Annotated in this window: 21 protein-coding genes; 7 read left to right on the forward strand and 14 right to left on the reverse strand. The window is 59.2% G+C overall.

Features of this window, described 5'->3' with window-relative positions; genetic code table 11:
* Nucleotides 1–496: 496 nt before the first annotated feature.
* Complete coding sequence (locus DBR18_RS00605; protein ID WP_108588878.1) at nt 497–1,822, reverse strand: amidohydrolase; 1,326 nt, start codon at nt 1,820–1,822, stop codon at nt 497–499.
* Nucleotides 1,823–2,135: 313 nt separating this feature from the next.
* Here DBR18_RS00605 and DBR18_RS00610 point away from each other — a divergent pair, with 313 nt between their 5' ends.
* From DBR18_RS00610 to DBR18_RS00625, 5 genes are all read left to right on the forward strand, one after another.
* On the forward strand, nt 2,136–4,082 hold the full coding sequence (locus DBR18_RS00610) for an S-type pyocin domain-containing protein (RefSeq protein WP_108588879.1): 1,947 nt from the start codon (nt 2,136–2,138) through the stop codon (nt 4,080–4,082).
* Between the two features lie 19 nt (nt 4,083–4,101).
* Nucleotides 4,102–4,332 carry a bacteriocin immunity protein gene (locus DBR18_RS00615; RefSeq protein WP_108588880.1) on the forward strand — a complete coding sequence of 77 codons (231 nt, stop codon included), beginning with the start codon at nt 4,102–4,104 and terminating at the stop codon, nt 4,330–4,332.
* A gap of 216 nt (nt 4,333–4,548) precedes the next feature.
* Complete coding sequence (locus DBR18_RS30185) at nt 4,549–4,701, forward strand: HNH endonuclease signature motif containing protein (RefSeq protein ID WP_371921056.1); 153 nt, start codon at nt 4,549–4,551, stop codon at nt 4,699–4,701.
* Nucleotides 4,702–4,703: 2 nt separating this feature from the next.
* Nucleotides 4,704–4,958, forward strand: a complete 255-nt coding sequence (locus DBR18_RS00620; RefSeq protein ID WP_108588881.1) for a bacteriocin immunity protein — start codon at nt 4,704–4,706, stop codon at nt 4,956–4,958.
* Nucleotides 4,959–5,163: 205 nt separating this feature from the next.
* Nucleotides 5,164–5,418 (forward strand): bacteriocin immunity protein, encoded by a 255-nt coding sequence (locus DBR18_RS00625; RefSeq protein WP_003223133.1) that lies wholly within the window; start codon nt 5,164–5,166, stop codon nt 5,416–5,418.
* Between the two features lie 48 nt (nt 5,419–5,466).
* Here DBR18_RS00625 and DBR18_RS00630 read toward each other — a convergent pair whose 3' ends face one another.
* The 8 genes from DBR18_RS00630 to minC form a co-directional block, all read right to left on the reverse strand.
* Nucleotides 5,467–7,623: a mechanosensitive ion channel family protein gene (locus tag DBR18_RS00630; protein ID WP_108588882.1), complete on the reverse strand. Its 2,157-nt coding sequence runs from the start codon at nt 7,621–7,623 to the stop codon at nt 5,467–5,469.
* 77 nt (nt 7,624–7,700) lie between these two features.
* On the reverse strand, nt 7,701–7,877 hold the full coding sequence (locus DBR18_RS28325; RefSeq protein ID WP_177327380.1) for a hypothetical protein: 177 nt from the start codon (nt 7,875–7,877) through the stop codon (nt 7,701–7,703).
* 157 nt (nt 7,878–8,034) lie between these two features.
* Nucleotides 8,035–9,324 carry a M18 family aminopeptidase gene (locus DBR18_RS00640; protein WP_108588883.1) on the reverse strand — a complete coding sequence of 430 codons (1,290 nt, stop codon included), beginning with the start codon at nt 9,322–9,324 and terminating at the stop codon, nt 8,035–8,037.
* Between the two features lie 167 nt (nt 9,325–9,491).
* Entirely contained in the window at nt 9,492–10,592 is a 1,101-nt protein-coding gene (locus DBR18_RS00645) for a hypothetical protein (RefSeq protein WP_108588884.1), read from the reverse strand.
* 49 nt (nt 10,593–10,641) lie between these two features.
* Complete coding sequence (locus DBR18_RS00650; RefSeq protein WP_007960625.1) at nt 10,642–11,277, reverse strand: RluA family pseudouridine synthase; 636 nt, start codon at nt 11,275–11,277, stop codon at nt 10,642–10,644.
* A 175-nt stretch (nt 11,278–11,452) separates the two neighbouring features.
* A complete protein-coding gene (minE, locus tag DBR18_RS00655) occupies nt 11,453–11,707 on the reverse strand; it encodes a cell division topological specificity factor MinE (protein ID WP_003223146.1) in 255 nt (84 codons plus the stop codon).
* Nucleotides 11,707–12,519, reverse strand: a complete 813-nt coding sequence (gene minD / locus DBR18_RS00660; protein ID WP_007960626.1) for a septum site-determining protein MinD — start codon at nt 12,517–12,519, stop codon at nt 11,707–11,709. The genes minE and minD overlap by 1 nt, the downstream gene beginning before the upstream one ends.
* Nucleotides 12,520–12,718: 199 nt before the next feature.
* Nucleotides 12,719–13,456 (reverse strand): septum site-determining protein MinC, encoded by a 738-nt coding sequence (gene minC, locus DBR18_RS00665; RefSeq protein ID WP_108588885.1) that lies wholly within the window; start codon nt 13,454–13,456, stop codon nt 12,719–12,721.
* Nucleotides 13,457–13,573: 117 nt separating this feature from the next.
* On the opposite strand from minC, the gene DBR18_RS00670 reads away from it, so the two are divergent.
* Nucleotides 13,574–14,509, forward strand: coding sequence for a lipid A biosynthesis lauroyl acyltransferase (locus tag DBR18_RS00670; protein ID WP_108588886.1), 936 nt, complete (start codon nt 13,574–13,576; stop codon nt 14,507–14,509).
* 35 nt (nt 14,510–14,544) lie between these two features.
* On the forward strand, nt 14,545–15,702 hold the full coding sequence (locus DBR18_RS00675) for a patatin-like phospholipase family protein (protein WP_108588887.1): 1,158 nt from the start codon (nt 14,545–14,547) through the stop codon (nt 15,700–15,702).
* 89 nt (nt 15,703–15,791) lie between these two features.
* On the opposite strand, the gene DBR18_RS00680 is transcribed toward DBR18_RS00675, so the two are convergent.
* The 5 genes from DBR18_RS00680 to DBR18_RS00700 all read right to left on the reverse strand — a co-directional run bounded on the left by DBR18_RS00680 (nt 15,792) and on the right by DBR18_RS00700 (nt 21,292).
* Complete coding sequence (locus DBR18_RS00680; protein ID WP_108588888.1) at nt 15,792–16,577, reverse strand: outer membrane protein OmpK; 786 nt, start codon at nt 16,575–16,577, stop codon at nt 15,792–15,794.
* 373 nt (nt 16,578–16,950) lie between these two features.
* Complete coding sequence (locus DBR18_RS00685) at nt 16,951–17,736, reverse strand: outer membrane protein OmpK (RefSeq protein WP_007960644.1); 786 nt, start codon at nt 17,734–17,736, stop codon at nt 16,951–16,953.
* Between the two features lie 158 nt (nt 17,737–17,894).
* A complete protein-coding gene (locus DBR18_RS00690) occupies nt 17,895–19,253 on the reverse strand; it encodes a nucleobase:cation symporter-2 family protein (protein ID WP_108588889.1) in 1,359 nt (452 codons plus the stop codon).
* A gap of 167 nt (nt 19,254–19,420) precedes the next feature.
* Nucleotides 19,421–20,737 carry a urate hydroxylase PuuD gene (locus DBR18_RS00695; RefSeq protein ID WP_108588890.1) on the reverse strand — a complete coding sequence of 439 codons (1,317 nt, stop codon included), beginning with the start codon at nt 20,735–20,737 and terminating at the stop codon, nt 19,421–19,423.
* A gap of 51 nt (nt 20,738–20,788) precedes the next feature.
* Entirely contained in the window at nt 20,789–21,292 is a 504-nt protein-coding gene (locus DBR18_RS00700; protein WP_007960648.1) for an ureidoglycolate lyase, read from the reverse strand.
* Nucleotides 21,293–21,369: the final 77 nt, after the last annotated feature.

Below are 21,369 nucleotides of genomic sequence, written 5' to 3' on the forward strand. Positions count from 1 at the left end.
CGCCCCAAAGTAACCAAAGGTCTTGGCCCCGGCGTACGGCCCTCGCTTAGGCTCGGGTTCCTTCGTTGCGGGATTCATCCGGGGGCATCGCCTCCGGTTTGCTTCGCTGCACCTCCTCTCGATGTGTTCGACTTCGTCGAACGGTCGCTGCGCTCCCAACCCCCGGATGAACCCCTCCACTCAGCCTGCCGAAGGGGCCGGCACGGCAAGATCAAGAGCTGCAGCCGAGCTAACGCTCATCCTGTGTAGGAGCTGCCGAAGGCTGCGATCTTTTGATCTTGATCGTGAGCAGACTAAAAGATCGCAGCCTCGTTGCACTCGTCAGCTCCTACAGGCTGGTCGGTGTTGGTGTAGTCAGCGATGGCAGCCTGCGAGCTGCCAACCACCTTCTGATACACCCCGCCCTGTAGGAGCTGCCGAAGGCTGCGATCTTTTGATCTTGATCGTCAGCAGACTAAAAGATCGCAGCCTCGTTGCACTCGTCAGCTCCTACAGGTCAGTGGGTGTTGGTGTAGAGGTAGTCTGTTGCCAGTGAGGCCAGTGTGCGTACGCCCACCACCAGCGCCGACTCATCCACAAAGAACCCCGGATTATGATTCGGCGCCGCCTTGCTCATGTCCTGATCCCGTGGCGTCACCCCCAGAAACACAAATAGCCCGGGCACTTCCTTGGCAAAGAACGAGAAGTCTTCCGCGCCGCCCACCAGCGGTGCGTTCACCACGTCATCCTTCGCCGCCCACTTCAACGTCGGCAGCATTTTTTCCGTCAGTGCCGGGTTGTTGATCGTAGGGTCGTATTTTTCGATGATGGTCACGTCGGCTTTCGCGCCGCCGCTTTCGGCAATTTTTTCGATGGTCTGGCGAACGTCGCTGTGCAGTTTCTGGCGGATGCCGTAGTCGTAGGAGCGGATGGTGCCGCTCATGTCCACGGACTCGGGAATGATGTTGTAGCGGGTGCCGCCGTTGATGGTGCCGATGCTGACCACCGACGGGTAGGACGAAATGTCGGTGCGGCGGCTGACCACGGTTTGCAGGCCGACGATAGTTTGCGCGCCGACGGTAATCGGGTCGATGCCGTCCCAGGGGCGACCGGCGTGGGTCTGTTTGCCGAGGATTTTGATACGCAGGTCGTCGGAGCTGGCCAGGGTTGGGCCCGGGCGATAGGCGATCTGGCCGGCGGAGACGCCGGCCCAGACGTGCAGGCCGAACACGGCGTCGGGTTTCGGTGATTTCATCACGCCTTCTTCGACCATCATTTTCGCGCCCCAGGTGTTTTTACCGTCGGGGATGAAGTCGCTGGGGCCTTCTTCGGCGGGCTGGAAGTAGAACACCACGGTGCCCGGCAGAGTGTCGCGCAAGCCTGTGAGAATTTTCGCCGTGCTCAGCAGGATCGCGGTGTGGGCGTCGTGGCCGCAGGCGTGCATCACGTCGACTTCTTTGCCCAGATAAGTGCCTTTGGCTTTCGAGGCGAAGGGCAGGTCGGCGACTTCCTTGACCGGCAATGCGTCCATGTCGGCGCGCAGGGCCACGGTCGGGCCGGGCAGCGCGCCTTTGAGGATGGCGACCACGCCGGTGCGGGCGACATTGGTTTTGACTTCCAGGCCCATGGCCTTGAGCTGTTTGGCGACCAGTTCCGCGGTGCGTGTTTCGGTGTTGCCCAGTTCCGGGTGGGCGTGAATGTCGCGGCGGGTTTCCAGCAGTTGCGGTTCAAGTGCCTTGGCTTGGGTGGCGATCTGTTCGCGGGTGCTGTCCAGGGTGGCGGCGCTGGCGGTGCCGGCCAGCAGAGTGAGCAGAACGGTCTGGGCAATGCGTGTCAGCTGCATCGGATTTCTCCATGGTTATTGTTTTTCTGGCTTCCCTGAGTGGGACAAAAGCATAGCGGGTTAGTGCAACGCCGTAGACCAGTTCGATCTCTGGAACTGAGGTTTTCCATTAAGTTGACGACACAAAAAATCAACTAAGGAAACGTCCTACGGCTTTATCAGTTGGGTCTGGCATGACAGAAAAGCCCCATAGGATAAATATGTACCGCACCCCGCCGCATTTATTTCCATAAGTTTCTCCAGGCGCCGGGAACTGCTTTCGAGCGCTGAAGTTTCCTGGTGGGAAGTTGGATAAATTTTATGGAGAGTAAAAATGTCGCGTAATGGAATAACGCTGCCGCCTACCGTGGTGCGCCCGGATAAAAAAGATGAGTATTTACACTATTTAGGAACGGGTAATGGCTCGGGGCCGAATATTGATTTTGCTCCGCTGGTAGAAATTCTGGATATGGAGATCGCCTTTAAGGCGGTTTCAGAAAGTATTGCGCAAGTCATTGAGGTTGAACTTGCACAAGTAAGGGCCGAGGGCGACTCCCGTGTGCTGCCTGCACTGGAATCGCTGATGCGCGAAATGCAATTTCGGGATGCGTTGATCACCCGGAAGTTTATTGCCCTACTTTCGGCAAGAGATATCGCTGTCACGCGATTTGGTCATGCCCAGGTTGAAATATTTTTCAACGGAGGACGGCTACCGCAGATCAATCGACGCGATGCGAACGTATCCGCCCGGCAAGCCTACAGTTCGCTATTCAATGCCAAATTGCTGGTTGACGGTATCGCCTTGTTGAACACGCAGTCTGTCACGGTCAGGGGCATGATCGCGGTAGTACAAGCGCAAGAGGCCGAGCGAATTGCCCAGGAGCAGGCGCGATTGGCGGCGGAACACGCCCGGCAGCTTGCTCAGGAACAGGTCCGTGCAGCACAGGATCAAGCGCGCCGGATGGCGGAAGAGTTAGCGCGTATTGCCGCCGCCAATGAAGTCAAGCGACTGGCAGAAGAGCAAGCCCGTTTGGCGGCGCAAGCCCGGGAGCAAAAGCTCGCCGAGGAACGGGCAGCACTTGAGGCGGAAGCTGAAGCACACAGGCTCGCAGAGGAAAAGCGCCGACTGCAAGAAGTCGAACAGGCCAATCGCTCGCTTGAAGACCAGCGACCAAGTCTGAGTCATGGCATGCCCCTGCGCCTACAGGGCAATGTCGCCAATGCCCAGTTGGTCTTTGCGACATCCCGTGGCGCGGTGGCCATTGCTGACAACCTGATGGCGGGATCAGCGGCCGCCATTCGTTCGGCGGTTGGGCGCTTGGCTGGACTGACTGCAGGAACGGCGTCGGGCCTGATGGTGGGTGTGAGTGCGTTCATCTACTCACCGACATTGGGCAATGGTGAGTTGCCCGAGCGCTTCTTGCTCAGCCATCCGTTGTCGGACCTGCTATCCGGGCCTCTGCCGGATCTGCACAGGCTGGCAAGCGAAAGGGCCTTGGTGGATTTACCCGTACGTTTAAGCCCCCGGCCATTGGCAGGCAATCTGGCGGAACTGCTCGTTGTTCCGGTAGGCGGCAAAAGACTTCCTTCCGGTGTGCGGGTGATTGCAGCGGGCTATAACCCCGGGGATAACACTTACGGAACCACGCTCACTGACCGACCGCCAACAACTGTGGTCTGGACGCCAATAATTGCGCCGACCGACAGTTCAACGCAGTCGCCCGCCGAGGAGTCAGCTCCACCACGATACTTCGGTGGCAATCTCGTCCCGATTGAAGGGCGGATCGATACCTATCCCGTCCCGGGCAACATTCACTTCGACGACTTCATTCTCGTCTTCCCGCCGGAATCGGGGCTGCCACCGCAGTACGTCATGTTCCGGGATCGCCGGAATGATCCGGGAGTGGCCAATGGTTATGGGGAGCCGGTTGTGGGTCGATGGCTTGAAGCGGCTGCGCAAGGTGAGGGGGCGGCGATTCCATCGGAGATCGCTGAGAAGTTGAGAGGAAGGCAGTTCAAAAGCTTCAGAGCTTTTAGAGAGAGATTGTGGAAGGCAGTTTTTCACGAGGAAAGGTTAGCTGAGTTGTTTAATGCAGCGAGTTTAAGCGAAATGAAAAAAGGGAAAGCTCCGATAGTAAGGGAGAGTGATTTTGTGGGAGCAAGAGTGAAGTACGAACTGCATCATAAGTTGGGGTTGGCAGAGGGTGGGGATTTATATAATGCCGACAATATAAGTATTGTCACCCCTAAGGCGCATATTGAAATTCATAAAGGGCTTTGATGTGAAATCGATACAGGAAATGAGTGAAGAAAATTTTCTTGAGTTTGTCAGAAAAATCTATAACTCAGGGTTTCGTACAGAAAAACAGCAAATTGCCGCCATTCTTGAGTTTAGTCGGCTGGTTGAGCACCCTTCTGGCTCAGATTTGATCTACTACCCGGAAGAAGGTAAGGATGGGCCTGAGAAAGTTGTAATCGAGGTGAAGAAATGGCGCTCCGCTAACGGTAAACCTGGTTTCAAAGACCAGTAAGCACAGCCCCCTATTGGCGCAACCCGCCGATAGGGGGCTCACCAAGACTTAATCGTCCTTCTTGCGCTCCGTGCCCGGCGTAATTACCTGCACGCTCATCCGTGGCGTTGCCAAATCCGGCCCGGCTTCGTCCAGAAATAGTGGGTGTTTGCGTGAAATGGATAATTTGCGGCGAACAATCGAGCGCGCCTAGCTCCAGGTAAATCAACATTCACTATCCCCTCCGAGCAATTGGGGGGTAATAAAGTTTTTGAATTGCATCATGTGGAATATATAAAAAATGGGGGAGAGATATTCGACTTGGATAATTTGAAGGTGCTAACGCCGAGGCATCATTATCAAACGCACTCTCGTGCAGGAGAAATTTGACCATGTACCGTAAATTTGAAGATTTTACCGAGTTCGAGTTTTTTGAATTACTCAGGGATATATGTTTTATGAGGTCTCCAAGTGATAAGGCTCATATGAAACTTGTCGAACAGTTCGAAAAAGCGTCCGAGCATCCTGAACGTAGCGGCGTTATTTATTATCCAAGTGCGGAAGATAATGACAGTCCCGAAGGTATTCTTGAAACGGTAAAAAAATGGCGGGCCGCTCACGGCAAGCCCGGCTTCAAAGACCAATAGAAATACCCCCTCCCGTATTGGCGTTGACTTCCAATAGGGGAGGCTGGATCAGTTTTCCTTTTTGTACTCAGCGTTCGGTGCGATCACACTCATGCGTAGTGTTGCCAGGTCGAGCCCGTCCAGAAATGGAGGGGTTGTATCAGATGAATAATCTGCTCGTGCTAACTATAAAGCAGCATTTGGCAATTCATAAGGGAGTCGAGTAATGAAAAAGTTAATGATCAGTGATATGTCCGAAGAACAATTTTTGCATTTTGTACAAAAGATATGTCAATCGGATTACGCGACTGAAAAGGGGCACACCTCAGCGGTTATGGAGTTTGAACGACTGAGCGAGCATCCAGCCCGTTCCGATTTATTCTATTACCCGGAACCGGGCAAAAGTGGTCCGGAAAACATCGTGGCGGAAGTAAAACGGTGGCGGGCCGCCCACGGCAAACCTGGTTTCAAAGACCAGTAAGCACGGTCCCCTATTGGCGCAACCTGCCGATAGGGGGCTCACCAAGACTTAGTCGTCCTTCTTGCGCTCCGTGCCCGGCGTGATCACCTGCACACTCATCCGCGGCGTCGCCAGATCCAGTCCTGCCTCATCCAGGTGACGTTTGAGCGACAGGTTGAAGGCCCGGGAAACTTCCCATTGTTTGATCGGCGCAGTCTTGAATCGCGCTCGCAGAATCGCGCTGCCGGACTCGAAACTTTCCACACCCTGGATCTCCAGCGGCGACCAGATATTGCGCCGCTGCAGCGGGTCGGTGCGCATTTTCTGACCGACTTCGCGCATCAGTTTGATCGCGTCGTCGATTTCCATGTTGTACGGCACGGCCACCCGGAAGATCGCGTAGCCGAATTCCCGGGAGTAGTTCTTGATGCTTTTGATTTCGCTGAACGGAATGGTGTGAACGATGCCATCGATGTCGCGCAGGCGCACGGTGCGGATCGTCAGGCCTTCGACGGTGCCGAGGTGGCCGCCGACGTCTACGTAATCGTCGATCGCCAGGGAGTCTTCGATGATGATGAACAGACCGGTGATCAAATCCGCCACCAGTGACTGCGCACCAAAACCGATGGCCAGACCGATGACACCGGCACCGGCCAGCAACGGCGTGACGTTCATGCCCATGTTCGCCAAAGCGACGATCAGCGCAATGATGAAAATCGCCACGAACAGCACGTTGCGGATCAGCGGCATCATCGTCTGTGCGCGGGCGTTGGCCAGGCCTTTGCGCGAGCGGGTGAGGGCGTGATGCACGGCGGTGTCGGCGAGGATCCAGATCAGCCAGGAGAAAATCAGCGTGCCGATCAGGCTGAACAGTTTGACGCTGACGTCATGCCCTTCGCCCTCGGCGAAACCGATCAGCGATTTGCCCCACACGCGCAGGCCGAGCTCGATGAAGGTCAGCCACACCAGTAGGTGGGCGAGGGTGTAGAAGAAGCTTTTCAGGCGCTCGGAGTACAACGCATGGCGCTTCGGCCCGCGCTGCGGTTTGAGCGAGTGACGGCGCACGAGACCGTTGATCACCATGCACATCACCAGCAACACCGTGCAGATCAGCGACTGGCGCAGGGCGGTGCTGGTGTCGCCGGCGGAGACGAAAGTGGCAAACAGCGAGATCCCGACCAGCACCAGCGCCGGCACGTACCAGAAGGTGCCGAGGATATCGATGGTGTCGCTGAGGGCGCGGCGGGTCAGGCGGCGGGACAACGGCTGATTGCGGATCAGATGGGCGATCGGCCGGCGGAAGCGCAGGATGAACAGCCCGGTGAACAGCGCCGCGAGGACATTGGTGATGGTCGCGGTGGTGTGCGCCAGGTGCACGCCAAGGCCTTCGACCAGGCGCGGGTCACTCAGCGCTTCACCGAATGCGGCGAAGCTGCCAATCAGCCACAAAGGGCGGAACGCCTGATGCCGCAGGATGTACAGCGCCCGGTGCCGGTGCGGGCCGTCGAGCAGGGAAAACGCGATCACGCAGATCGCCGAGAAACAGGTGCCGACCACCAATGCATAAGCCAGCACCATCGCCAGGCTTTTGCCCAACGAGGAGGGCAGCGCGTAGCTCATGTAAACAGTGATGACCAACGCAATCAGCCACGGCCCGAGCTTGCGCAGGGCGAAGCGCAGCATGTCGAGGGCCTTGGGGTGCTGCGGCAGTTCTTCGGTCAGGCCGAAACGCATGCGCACCCGGTGGCCGAGCCAGATCAGTGCGGCGGCGAGCAGGCTCCAGACCATCAGAATCACGGCAAAGGCGAAGATGATCGGCAGCCATTCGCTGGCCGGCAGCATCAGGTTATCGAGTTCGTCTCGGGCCAGATCGAACTCGTCGGACCAGCGGGTCAGCGGGCTGTCGTCACCGGAGAACTGCTTCTCGAAACTCGCCAAGGTGCCGCCGATCAGGCCCAGCACGCCTTCTTCCGGCGAGGCTTGGGCTTTCTTTGTGGCGTCACGCAGCTTTTTCAGATCGCTCAGCAACTGCGCGCGCTGCTTGTCGTTTTCCAGCGACTTGATGACTTCATCCAGCGACTGGCCCAGCGGCTCCTGCGCCTCGGGCTGCGCCTTGGTGGAGTTGAGCAGCCCCGGCAAGCCGACCGCGTGGGCAGGGGCCAGTGGCAGCAGCGTCATCAGGCAGACAAGGAACAAGCAGGGCAGAGCAAACAGACGAGCGAACACTAGGCGGTCAACCTCGCAAAGGGGCGAATTGAGCGAGTGTACGAGGCAGCCAGAATCAATGCGAGCCGGGCGCCGATTTATTCGTTGAGTTTGGCGAGGATTTTGTAGACCACGGTGGCCAGGATCATCAGCATGCCGATCCACATGGCGAAGACACCGGCGTTCTTGTCGCGGAAGTTGAAGCCGATGGCGAGCAGGATCATCCCGGACAGGATCGGGACGAGCATGGCGTGGAAGGAGGACATCGAGATCATGGAGACTGCCTTGTCATAGGGGATGATTTAAGTCTAGGTCGCTTTCGACCTGCAGGAGCTGCCGCAGGCTGCGATCTTTTGATCCTGGGTTTGCAATTCAAAAGCAAGATCAAAAGATCGCAGCCTGCGGCAGCTCCTACAGGGGGTTGCGATGAGCTTACGGTAACTCGCGGCTGGCGTAGAACGCGCTCAGCACTTTGACCAGGTGCGCCAGGTCGTGGCTGCCGCACAGTTCGCGGATCGAGTGCATGGCGAAGGTCGGCAGGCCGATGTCGACGGTGCGCACGCCCAGGTGGCTGGCGGTGATCGGGCCGATGGTCGAGCCGCAACCCATGTCGCTGCGCACCACGAAGCTTTGCACCGGCACTTCTTCGGCCATGCACAGGTGGCGGAAGAATCCGGCAGTTTCGCTATTGGTGGCGTAGCGCTGGTTGCTGTTGACCTTGATCACCGGGCCGGCGTTGAGTTTCGGGCCGTGGTTGGCGTCGTGCTTCTCGGCGTAGTTCGGGTGCACGCCGTGGGCGTTGTCGGCCGAGACCAGCAGCGATTTCTGGATGGTGCGGACGAACTCGTCACCCTCCGGCAGCAGGCGACGCAGGGTCTGTTCGAGCATCGGGCCATCGGCGCCGCAAGCCGAGCAGGAGCCGACTTCTTCGTGGTCGTTGCACACCAGCACGCAGGTTTCTTCGGTGTCGGCGTTGAGCAAGGCTTGCAGGCCGGCGTAGCAGGACAGCAGGTTGTCGAGGCGCGCACCGGCGATGAAATCGCCGTGCAGGCCGATGATTGCCGCGCTTTGGGTGTCGTAGAAGCTCAGCTCGTAATCCAGCACCACGTCGGCGTTCAGGCCATGTTCGCGGGCCAATTGATCGGTGAGGACGGCGCGGAAGTCGACACGTTCGTCACCGGCGAACTGCGCGAGGATTGGTGGCAGCTCGGTCTGTGCGTTGATCGCCCAGCCCTGATTGGCTTCACGGTTGAGGTGAATGGCCAGGTTGGGAATGATCGCGATCGGTGCCTTGAAGTCGATCAACTGGCTTTCGACCTTGCCGTCGCGACGGAAGGTGACGCGACCGGCCAGCGACAGATCACGGTCGAACCACGGCGCCAGCAGCGCGCCGCCGTAGACTTCAACGCCCAGTTGCCAGAAGCCCTGGCGTTGCAGTTCCGGTTGCGGTTTGACCCGCAGGCAAGGGCTGTCGGTATGGGCGCCGACCAGGCGGATACCGTCGTGCAGCGGCGAGTTGCGGCCCATTTTGATCGCGACAATCGAGGAGTCGTTGCGGGTGACGTAGTAGCGGCCGTTGGCCTCGGTGGTCCATGGCTCGCGCTCGTCGAGGCGCACGTAACCGGCGGCCTCCAGACGCTGAACAAGGCTGGCGGTGGCGTGGAACGGGGTAGGGGAGGCCTTGAGGAAGTCGATCAGGCCTTGGTTCAACTCTTCGCGCATAAGAAGCTCCAGACAGCAATGGGCGGGAGTTTAACGCATCGGCCGGGGAATTGAATCCGGAGCGGATTCCTGTAGGAGCTGCGGCACGCTGCGATCTTTTGATTTTGATTTCAACGAACAGAATCAAAAGATCGCAGCGTGCCGCAGCTCCTACAGGATGGTGGTGTTCAGCGGGCGGCGGCTACGCGCTTTTTCAGGTAGCTCATGATGACTTTTTCGTCTTCCGGTTTGTCCGGGCGCGGCAGCTGCTGCGGCCAGGGCTTCTGGCTCAGCAGTTTTTTCTGCCGGCTTTCGTCCCAACGCAGAATCTCCCGCGAGGCACATTCCCACCATTCGTGTCGGCAGGCGCTGTAGTACGGATCTTCCGGCGCAGCACTGCCGTACAGCAGATCACGGCCGACCTTGCGCAACGCGCCGTTCTGATGACGCAGCTTCCATTTGATTTTCAGGCGCTGAAAAGCCGATGGAAACGGTTTGACCCGTGGCACATCGCTGCACAGATCCACCAGACGCTGGCTGAAGTGTTCACCATGCTGGGAGAAGAAATACGTCTGCATCGCGTGGAAGAAACGTTTTTCCGCGAAGTAGTGATAGACGTGCTTGCGCGCTTCAACCACCTGACGATTGCGCATGGCGTACGACAGGGCGATTTGCTCGATGGTGTGGATTTCGAAGCCGCCGAGGGTCCATTCATCGATCAGCTGAATCGACTCTTCGAACAGCGCCGAATCACTGTCAGTCACGCCGCACAGACCGCTGTTGTAGAGCTTGAAACCGTTATCCTGCGTCACGCCGTGACTGCGCAGGTCGCGGCCAAGCTTTTGATAGTCGGGACGCCGGTGCACATCTTTCCAGTCGTACTCGAAGCGATCCATCACCGAGCGGTTCGGCTCGATGAATTTGAACAGTTGGCCCGGGTGGCGGGTGAACAGGGTATCGGTGTCGACGAACAGGGTCTTCTCCGCCCACTGCATGCCGGCGGCGATGGCGCAGGCCTTGCGACGATGGTGATAGCCGTGGGTGCCTTGCCAGCGGGTCAGGGTCGCGTCGTCCAGCAACACCGTGTCGACCGGCCAGCCGGCGTAGTCTTCGGGGCGGTCGGTGAGAATCCTGATGGCCGGACGCTCGCCGTTTTTGGCTTGGGACAGCGCGGTCAGGATGCTGAACTTGGCTTCACGCCGGTACACATCCTGATTGCCGTAAATCAGGTAAAGCAGTTGGTGACGAACTTTCGTGAGGGGGGTTACCAGGGAATCAATACAACTCATCCGAAAACAAAATCCTTGTACAAAAAACGCGCTGCCGCTCAGGCAACGCTTAAAACGGTGCCGGGCACTCGAAGCGCAAACGCTCGCCGGTTTGCGGGTGGGTGAAGCTCAGCATGCTCGCGTGCAGGCACAGGCGTGGCCAGGCGGCCAGGGCCTGTTCGTGGGCGTAGAGGCCGTCGCCCAGCAGCGGGTGACCGATGGACAGCATGTGCACACGCAACTGGTGCGAGCGCCCGGTAATCGGCGTCAGTTCGACGCGGCACCAGTCGCCGCAGCGTTCAAGTACGCGCCAGAAGGTCAGCGCGTGTTTGCCGAATTCGTGGTCGACCACGTGCCGCGGTTTGGTCGGCGGATCGTAGCGCAGGGGCAGGTCGATGCTGCCGCTGTCCAGTTCCGGCTGGCCCCAGGCGAGGGCGGTGTAGGCTTTCTCGGTTTCACGATCGTGAAACTGCCGCGACAGTTCGCGGTGGGTGTCGGCGTCGCGGGCCAACAGAATGATGCCGGAGGTTTCCCAGTCCAGACGATGGACAATGCGCGCTTCCGGGTAGCCGTTTTCCTGCAGGCGGGTGATCAGGCAGTCCTTGTTGTCGTCGGCACGACCGGGCACCGAGAGCAGCAACGTCGGTTTGTCGACCACCAGCACGGCGGCGTCCTGATGAATGATGCGGATGTTGGACAACGGCATTAAAACAGCCTCGTAACAAATGCCAACGGCGGCTCAGAAACCCCAATGCCCTTGTAGGAGCTGCCGAAGGCTGCGATCTTTTGATGTTCAGAAACAAGATCAAAAGATCGCAGCCTTCGGCAGCTCCTACAGAGGCTTCAGGGATCTGAGCCGCCGTAGCGACTGCCGGATCGACTCAGCGATCGGGCAGGGTGATGTTGAGTTCCAGAATCGAGCAACTGCCCTGGCTTTCCAGTGCAACATGTACGTCGTCGTTGCCGATGTTGACGTATTTGCGGATCACGTCGACCAGTTCCTTCTGCAAGGCTGGCAGGTAATCCGGCGTGCTGCGCTGGCCGCGCTCATGCGCCACGATGATCTGTAGACGCTCTTTCGCTACCGAGGCGGTACTTGGCTTTTTGTTGGCACGAAAGAAGTCAAAAAGGTTCATTACCTACCTCCAAACAGGCGCTCGAAGAATCCCTTCTTCGTAACATCGAGGAAACGATGTTCTTTTTCTTTGCCCAGCAGACGATCAACGGCATCGCTGTACGCCTGACCGGCATCGCTCTGGTCGTCGAGAATCACCGGGACGCCCGAGTTGGAAGCCTTCAGGACCGCCTGCGACTCAGGGATGACGCCCAGCAGGGTCACGGCCAGAATTTCCTTCACGTCTTCGACGCCGAGCATCTCGCCATCGCTGACGCGCTGCGGGTTGTAACGGGTCAGCAGGAGGTGTTCCTTGATCGGCTCTTCGCCGAGTTCGGCACGACGCGATTTGCTGGCCAGCAGGCCCAGCATGCGGTCCGAATCTCGTACCGAGGACACTTCCGGGTTGGTCACGATGATCGCTTCGTCGGCGAAGTACATGGCCAGGTGCGCACCTTTCTCGATGCCCGCCGGGGAGTCGCAGACCACGAAGTCGAAGTCTTCCTTCAACTGCATCAGGACTTTTTCCACGCCTTCCTGGGTCAGCGCGTCTTTGTCACGGGTCTGGCTGGCGGCCAGCACGTAGAGGTTTTCCAGACGCTTGTCTTTGATCAGCGCCTGCTGCAGGTTGGCTTCGCCGTTGACCACGTTGACGAAGTCATACACCACGCGACGCTCGCAACCCATGATCAGGTCGAGGTTACGCAGGCCCACGTCGAAGTCGACGATCACTGTTTTGTGGCCGCGCAGAGCGAGGCCGGTACCGATAGCGGCGCTGGTGGTGGTCTTACCCACACCACCCTTGCCGGATGTAACCACGAGAATCTTGGCCAAGGTGTTTCACCCCTAAGGAAGAAGGACTTTTTAGCCCCTGAAAAACATCTCTTGAAAACTACTGCAGTCGGACAGCCTTGGCTGGAATTCGGCGCAAGTCGCAATTGCCGGGGGCAAACGCTCCTTGATCCTTTTTCCTACTTCGTTTGAGCCGTTTTCGCTACGTTTTAGAGATGCTTGGAAAATGCGGCAGTATCCGTTAAAGCCGAATGATGTTCAACACGTCGGCCGACAGGCTGACCTGTACGCCGGAGCCCCACAGTGGATCGCGGCGCAAATCTTCGGAAACCTTGTAATGCCCGGCGATGGAGATCAGTTCAGCGCTCAATTGCTGACAGAAAATCCGTGCCTTGGTGTCGCCCTTGACGCCGGCCAGTGCGCGACCGCGCATCGGGCCGTATACATGGATGTTGCCATCGGCCAGAAGTTCCGCCCCCGGACTGACCGAGGACACCACCACCAGATCGCCACCCTGGGCGTATATCTGTTGGCCACCACGTACTGGCGTGGTGATGACGCGGGTCGGTTTGACGGTCGGCTCCGGCGGCTTTTCCGGCTTCTTTTTGACTTCCGGTTCCGGGGCTTCCAGCGGTCGCTCGCGGGCGCCGGACGGCGGCAGCACCGGAATGTCGATGGCGATGGCAGCGGCAATGTCTTCGATACGGCTGGCGCGGATCGCCAGGGTGCGCAGGCCATGCTGGCGGCACACGCGCATCAGACCGGGCAAATCCACCGCGCCTTCGCCGGGCGGCAGTTTGTCCAGCGCCAGGACCAGCGGTGCATTGCTGAAGAAATTCGGCGCCTGGGCGACTTTGGCGGCCAGTTGCCGATCAAGGCTGTCGAGGTCGTTACGGGACAGCTCCAGCACCGTAATGGCCAGCATGCTGCCCTTCAACTGGAACACGGGATCTTGGTCTGGCGAATCGTTTTGGCTCATATCGGCATACAACGGCTTGTCACTAAAAGTGCCGAGACTTATAACGAGAACGCCCGCGAGCCGCAAGCCGGGTCGAACGATGTAGAATGCGCGGCCACTGAATTTACGGAAGCTTTAATGGATCGCCCGCGTTTTCGAAGAGCCTTTCTTTCTCCCCGCTTCTGGCCGCTCTGGTGCGGTCTGGGGCTGTTGTGGCTGGTCGTGCAGTTGCCATATGCGGTTTTACTGACGATCGGTCGTGTTCTGGGCGCCTTGATGTATCGCGTGGCCGGCGACCGGCGGCGCATCGCCAAGCGCAATCTCGAGTTGTGCTTCCCGGAAAAATCCGCCGCCGAGCGCAAACGCTTGCTCAAGGAAAACTTCGCCTCCACCGGCATCGCCTTCTTTGAAATGGCGATGAGCTGGTGGTGGTCCCGTGAGCGTCTGGCCAAGCTGGCCCACGTCGAAGGGCTGGAGCATCTGCAAAAAGCCCAGCGCGAGGGCAAGGGCGTGATCCTGATGGCCGCGCACTTCACCACCCTGGAAATCGGCGCGGCGCTGCTCGGTCAGCAACACACCATCGACGGCATGTACCGCGAGCACAAAAACCCGTTGTTCGACTTCGTCCAGCGTCGGGGCCGCGAGCGGCACAACCTTGACTCGCTGGCAGTGGAACGTGACGACGTGCGCGGCATGCTCAAGTTGCTACGTTCGGGCCGGGCGATCTGGTACGCACCGGATCAGGACTACGGCGCCAAGCAAAGCATTTTCGTGCCGCTGTTTGGCATTCAGGCAGCGACCGTGACCGCGACCACCAAATTCGCCCGGTTGGGTAAAGCGCTGGTGGTGCCGTTCACTCAGGAGCGTCTGGCCGACGGCAGCGGTTACCGGCTGGTGATCCATCCACCGCTGGAAGACTTCCCCGGTGAGACCGAAGAGGCCGACTGCATCCGCATCAACCAGTGGGTGGAAAGTGCGTTGCGCGCCTGCCCTGAGCAATACTTGTGGGCGCATCGCCGCTTCAAGAGCCGTCCACCGGGTGAGCCGAAGCTTTACCCGAAACGGCGCGGCTGATTCACTCACCCTTTCAAGCACCATGGAGCGTTGCGATGAGCCCAGCTGAACCGGTCACAGGTTTGATTCTTTCCGGCGGCGGGGCTCGGGCGGCTTATCAGGTGGGGGTGCTGGCGGCGATTGCCGAATTGCTGCCACTGGGCGCGGACAATCCGTTTCCGGTGATCGTCGGCACCTCCGCCGGGGCGATCAATGCGGTCAGCCTGGCCAGTGGTGCTACCGATTTTCGCGCGGCTATCGAGCGCCTGACCCTGTTCTGGCAGGGCTTTCGCAGCCATCGGGTGTTGCGCAGCGACTGGCCGGGGGTGATCCGTCAGGCCAGCCGCTTCGTCAGCCACAGCCTGTTGGGCATGGGCCGGCACCTGCCGGTGGCGCTGCTCAACAGTTCGCCGCTGCGCGACCTGCTCAATGAAAAACTGCACATGCCCGGCATCGCCGAATCCATCGCGCGCAAGCAATTGCACGCGGTGGCGGTGACCGCGTTTGGCTACGAATCGGGGCAGGCGGTGACGTTCTATCAGGGCGGCGGCAAGATCGATGCGTGGCTGCGCCACCGACGCATCGGCGTGCCGACGCAATTGTCGGTGGACCATTTGCTGGCCAGTTCGGCGATCCCGTTGCTGTTTGCCCCGGTGAAAATCGGCGAGGAATATTTCGGTGACGGCGCAGTCCGCCAATCGGCGCCGATCAGCCCGGCGCTGCACCTGGGTGCGAGTCGGGTGCTGGTGGTGGGCGTCAGCGGCAACCCGCGCGGTTTTGATCCGCAGCAGCCGCTGGAGCGTGCCTACACCGGCCAGCAACCCACCCTGGCGCAGATCGGCGGGCACATGCTCAACAGCACGTTCATTGACAGCCTGGAGAGCGACATCGAGTTGCTGCAACGTCTGAACCAGTTCAGCCACCTGATGCCCGAGGGCACGCCGACCCGTGAGCTGGGAGTGGCACCGGTGGAGGTGCTGGTGATTTCGCCGAGCCAGCCGATCGACGAGATCGCGGCGCGGCATCGTCAGGAATTGCCGGCGGCGTTGCGCTTGTTCCTGCGTGGGCCGGGGGCGACGAAAACGAGTGGGGCAGGGGTGTTGAGTTATCTGCTGTTCGAGGCGGGGTATTGCAGCGAGCTGATCGATTTGGGACGGCGTGATGCGTTGGCCAAGCGTGAGGAGCTGTGCCGGTTTCTCGGGTTAACCTCTTAAAGGCAAAAGATCGCAGCCTGCGGCAGCTCCTACATTGGAATGCGCTATCCCTGTAGGAGCTGGCGAAGCCTGCGATCTTTTGATTTTTATCAGAAGTGGAACTTCACCAGGAAGCTGGTCACGTTCTGATTTGTGGTAAACCCACGGGTGTCGTCGATCCCGTACTTGTCTTTCCAGTAGTCGTATTCCACACCGACGTACAGTTGCTTCTCGCCGAAATGCAGCGCCTTGCCCAGATCGTATTTGACCTGTGGGTTGAAGTGCAGGTTGGCGTGGTATTCGCCTTTGCTGTTGACGTCGTTGTCGACCACCCAGTCCATGTAACCATCGATCAGCACGTTCGAGCTGCCGACCGGAATGGTGTAGGACCAGACCGGGGTGATCTGCCAGACGTTGTCACCCGGGCGCGAGCCTTCGGTGTGACGCTGGTAGAAGTTCAGCTGGAAGTAGTCGAAGCCCGGGATCGCCAGGTCGAAGCCTGGACCGATCAGGTACGACTCGACGTCGCCTTCACCGAACTCGTAGGTCATCGCCAGCAGCACGTCTTTGATCGGGCCGAATTCGAGCTTCTGGTCCAGCACCTTGCCCAGCGAGATGCGCGGCTGGAACTCACCGTAGTAGGTGTTGTTGCCGACGTTGTAGTCAGGCTTGCCGTTGTAGAAGATCTTGTCGATGAACAGGAAGTTGTCCCCGTACTTCCAGGCATCGGCGTGCTCGAAGGTGACGGTCTGCTGGATCGCCGGGTTGACCTTGAAGTCTTTGCCGTAGAGGTAGGTCAGGCTGTTGTTCTGCCATTGCAGCAGGCCATCGGCCATGGCCTGGCCGCCGGCCAGCATCGATCCCGCGAGCATCAGGCTGGTGCACATGCGTTTCATTCGGTTGCTCCCAAAGTAGGTGTTCCACGTTTATTTTTTTAAGATCGGCGCTCTGGTGTGGCGCCTTTTTTCGTTGCTGCAAAAGTCATCCGACCGGTCAGCTTTGATGCTGTTAGCAAGAGCTGAGCCAAGGCTTTCGAAAAGCAAAAAAACGCCCGTTCGGCTGCTGAAAAACAGTCGATTGAGCGTGTTTTCGGGATGCCTCGGTACTGACCGGGGCCGGGATAAGTTGGCCCGTTGGTCAGGAATTAAATCCGGGCTTTTTTTTAGACCGAATTCAAGAGGCCGCGGAGAATACTGACTCCTCGGCCAGGTCTCAAGTGCCCCGCAACAGAGCACCGACGACAGGTATGGGGCACGGTTGCGGGCCATCTTAGAAATGCACCTTCACCAGCAGGCTGGCGGTGTTCTGATTGGTGTCGAAGCTGTGCGTGCTTTCGATCCCGTATTTGTTTTTCCAGTAACTGTATTCGGTGCCGACGTACAGCTGCTTCTGGCTCCAGCCCAGGGCTTTGCCGAGGTCGTATTTGATCTGCGGGTTGATGTGCAGGTTGGCGTGGTAGGTGCCGCGCGAGTTCTGGTCATTGTCGACCACCCAGTCCAGATAGCCGTCGATCAGCACATCCGAATTGCCCAAGGGAAAGCTGTACGACCAGCCCGGCGTGATCTGCCACACGCCGTCGCCGGGGCGCGGGCCTTCGGTCTGGCGGCGGAAAATGTTCAGGGTGACGTAGTTGAAGCCCGGCACCTTGAGGTCGAAGCCGGGGCCGATCAGGTAGGCCTCGCTGTCGCCTTCGCCGTACTCGTAGGTCATCGCCAGCAGCACGTCCTTGATCGGGCCGAACTCGAGCTTGCGGTCGAAGATCTTGCCGAACGAGAAGCGTGGGGTGAATTCGCCGTAGAAGGTGTGCGGGCCTTTGTTCGCGTCTTCTTTGCCGTTGTAGAAGATCTTGTCGACGAACAGGAAGTTGTCGCCGTACTTCCATTTGTCGGCGTGCTCGAACGTCACCGTCTGCTGGATCGACGGATTGATCGCGAAGTTCTTGCCGTACAGGTAGCTCAGGCTGTTGGTCTGCCACAGCAGTAGATCGCCGGCCATGGCCTGACTCGCGGCCAGCAGGCCGCCACTCAACAGAACGTTGGTTTGCGTGCGAATCATCTGTTGCTCCCTCTTGTTTTTATTTTTAAGGCGCAGAGCTGTTGACCCTTGTAGGAGTGAGCCTGCTCGCTATGGCGCTCTTTCAATCAACTCATGTGTTGAATGTCATACCGTCATCGCGAGCAGGCTCACTCCTACAGGGAGGTAGCGTTTTTCAGTTAATGCTGATGCGCGTGGCAGTCGTTGATCGCTGCGCGTTCCTTGCCGCCAAGAATGTTGAACAGCAGGTTCAGCGTCAGGGCGCTGAGGGTGGCCATGGCGATGCCGCTGTGGGTGATCGGGCTCATCCACATCGGCAGATGCGCGAAGAACTCTGGACGCACCACCGGGATCAGGCCCATACCGATGCTCACCGCCACCAGCAACTGGTTGCGACGGTCACCGATGTCGGCTTCCTGGAGAATCTTGATCCCGGTGGCGGCGACCATGCCGAACATGGCGATTGCCGCACCGCCCAGCACCGCTGGCGGAATCGACGCGACGAGGAATGCGGCTTTCGGCAGCAGGCTCAGCACGATCAGCAGACCACCGGCGACGATGGTCACCGAACGGCAGCGCACGCCGGTCATCTGCACCAGGCCGATGTTCTGCGCGAACGAGGAGTGGGTGAAGGTGTTGAAGAAACCGGCAACGAACGAGGCGCCGGCATCGCACAGCAGGCCGCGACGCAGCATGCGCGGGCAGACTTCCTGACCGGTGATCTTGCCCAGTGCAAGGAACATCCCGGTGGACTCGACGAAGATGATCACCACCACCAGACACATCGACAGGATCGGCGCCAGTTCGAATTTCGGCATGCCGAAGTGCAGCGGGGTGACGAACTGAACCCACGGCGCGTTGGCCATGCCGCTCAGGTCAACCATGCCGATGGCGCCGCACAGCACGTAACCGATGCACATGCCGATCAGTACGGAAATATTGACCCAGAAACCGCGCATGAAGCGGTGGATCAGCAGAATGGTCGCCAGCACCAGAGCGGCGATGGCGAGATAAACCGGGGAGCCGAATTGTGCAGCGGCGGCTCCGCCACCGGCCCAGTTCACGGCCACGGGGAACAGCGACAGACCGATCGAGGTGATGACCGTGCCGGTCACCAGCGGCGGGAAGAAACGCACAACCTTGGACATGAACGGCGCGATGATCATGCCGAAGAACCCGGCGGCGATGGTCGCACCGAAGATCCCCTGCAGACCGATGCCGGGCATGCCGGCCATGGCGACCATGCTGCCGACGGCGGCAAAACTGGCGCCCATCATCACCGGCATGCGGATGCCCATCGGGCCGATCCCTAAGGACTGCACGATGGTGGCGATGCCGGCGACCAGCAGGTCGGCGTTGATCAGGAAGGCGATTTCTTCACGACTCAGGCCAGCGGCCTGTCCGATGATCAACGGCACCGCGATGGCACCGCCGTACATCAGCAGAACATGTTGCAAACCGACCAGGATCAGTTGCAAAAGGGGCAAACGCTGAATGGCGGGTGCGTCGGGGATGCGCGCTTTGGACAGCTCGGACATGCAACACCTCGGATCTTTTTATTCTTGTGATTAACAGCTGTTGGGTTGCTCACAGCTGTTTCTTTGCATCAGGTAAACCGCGTTGCGGCTAATCGCTGGCAAGCCAGCTCCCACACAGGCAGTGCAAAACCCTGTGGGAGCTGGCTTGCCAGCGATGCTTTTACTGCTTAGTTGGTCTGGGCTCCCTGCGCGATCCATGCACCGATCAGGTCACGTTCCTGCTGGGTCATCTGGGTGATGTTGCCCAGCGGCATGATCTGCGTGGTGATGGCTTGCGCCTGGATCCGCGCCGCGTTCTGGCGGATCTGCTCGGGGGTGTCGAACATCACACCGGCAGGTGCCGCGCTGAACAACGGGCTGGTCGGTTTGGCCGAATGGCAGACCGCGCAGCGTTCCTGGATCACGTTGTGCACCTTGTCGAACGCAGGACCTGCGTTGGACGCCTGCGCCGGTGCCGCAGCAGGGGCTGCTGCTGGTGCTGCAGGTGCCGCCGCTTCAGCCGGTTTCGCGCCACCGCCCAGTGCCGTTTCCGGCAGCGGCTGGTACTCGATTTTCGCGGGTGCCTTGGCCACGTCCGGCGCGGTCGGCATCGGCGCAGGGCCGGTGACGTACGCCAGGGTGATCATGCCTACCGCTGCTACCGGCAGGGTCCAGGCAAACTTGTGGCTGTCGTGACGGGTGTTGAAGTAGTGGCGCACCAACACCGCCAACACCGCGATCCCGGCCAGGATCAACCAGTTGTACTGGCTGCCGTAGGTGCTCGGGAAGTGGTTGCTGATCATGATGAACAGCACCGGCAGGGTGAAGTAGTTGTTGTGACGCGAACGCAGCAGGCCTTTGGCAGGCAGCGCCGGGTCCGGCGTGCGGTTCTCGGCAATCGCCGCGACCAGTGCACGCTGCGCCGGCATGATGATGCGGAACACGTTGCCGACCATGATGGTGCCGATGATCGCGCCGACGTGCAGGTACGCACCACGACCGCTGAACACCTTGCTGAAGCCATACGCCGCGCCAATGATCAGCACGAACAGGATGAAGCCGAGCAGGGCCGGTTTCTTGCCAAGTGGCGAATCGCAGAGGAAGTCGTAGATGAACCAGCCGGCGATCAGCGAACCGATGCCGATGGCCACGCCTTCAGGGCCGGTCAGGCCGCTGCCGGGTGCCACGAGGTAGAGCACGGGGTTGGAGTAGAACACCACGCACAGCAGCGCGATCCCCGACATCCAGGTGAAGTAGGCTTCCCATTTGAACCAGTGCAGGTTCTCCGGCATCGACGGTGGGGCCAGTTTGTATTTTTCCAGGTGATAGATACCGCCGCCGTGGATCGCCCACAGATCACCGGCCAGGCCGGTTTTCGGGTTGACGCGGTTGAGGTTGTTCTCCAGCCAGACGAAGTAGAACGACGCGCCGATCCAGGCCACGCCAGTGATCATGTGAACCCAGCGCACGCTCAGGTTCAGCCATTCCAACAGATGTGCTTCCACAGTCTTTACCTCTCGCCTGTCACTCTTGTTGTCGAGTGATCAGACCTTCTCTTATTGGTGGGGGGCGAGGATCAGACGCTCATCCTCTTTGAAAAAATGCTCATCGCAGTTATTGCCTGTGCCACTGCGATCAACCACCAGGAAGTCATCCCGCTTTTCGATCGTCAGCACCGGATGGTGCCAGACGCCGCGATGGTAATTGATGCCCTGCCTGCCGTTGGTGACGAAGGCGCGGACCAAGCCTGATACAGGTTCATCGCCAAGTGGCGCGACCACGATCAGAAAGGGGTTGCCGAGCAGCGGAATGAAAGCCTGGCTGCCCAGCGGATGGCGTTCCAGCATGCTCACGGTCAGCGGCATGTCCTGCGCGTCGGCGCGGAAGATGCTGATGATCGCGTTGTCCTCGGGCGTAGCGGTTTCGACCGTCGCCAGTTTGTGGAAGCGCATGGTCGAACCGTTGTTGATCATGAAGTGGTCGCTGCCGTCGGTTTCGATCACGTCACCGAAGGGGGCGAAGGCTTCTTTGGTCAGCGGTTCAATCTGTAGTGTGCGCATGCTGTTCTTTTCCGAATTCTGTGTTGTTCAACTTGTCAGTGCGTCTTGCGCGATCCCTGTAGGAGCTGGCGAAGCCT

Origin of the sequence: Pseudomonas sp. HMWF021 (assembly GCF_003061005.1) — a bacterium.
In the GTDB taxonomy this organism is placed as follows: Bacteria; Pseudomonadota; Gammaproteobacteria; order Pseudomonadales; family Pseudomonadaceae; genus Aquipseudomonas.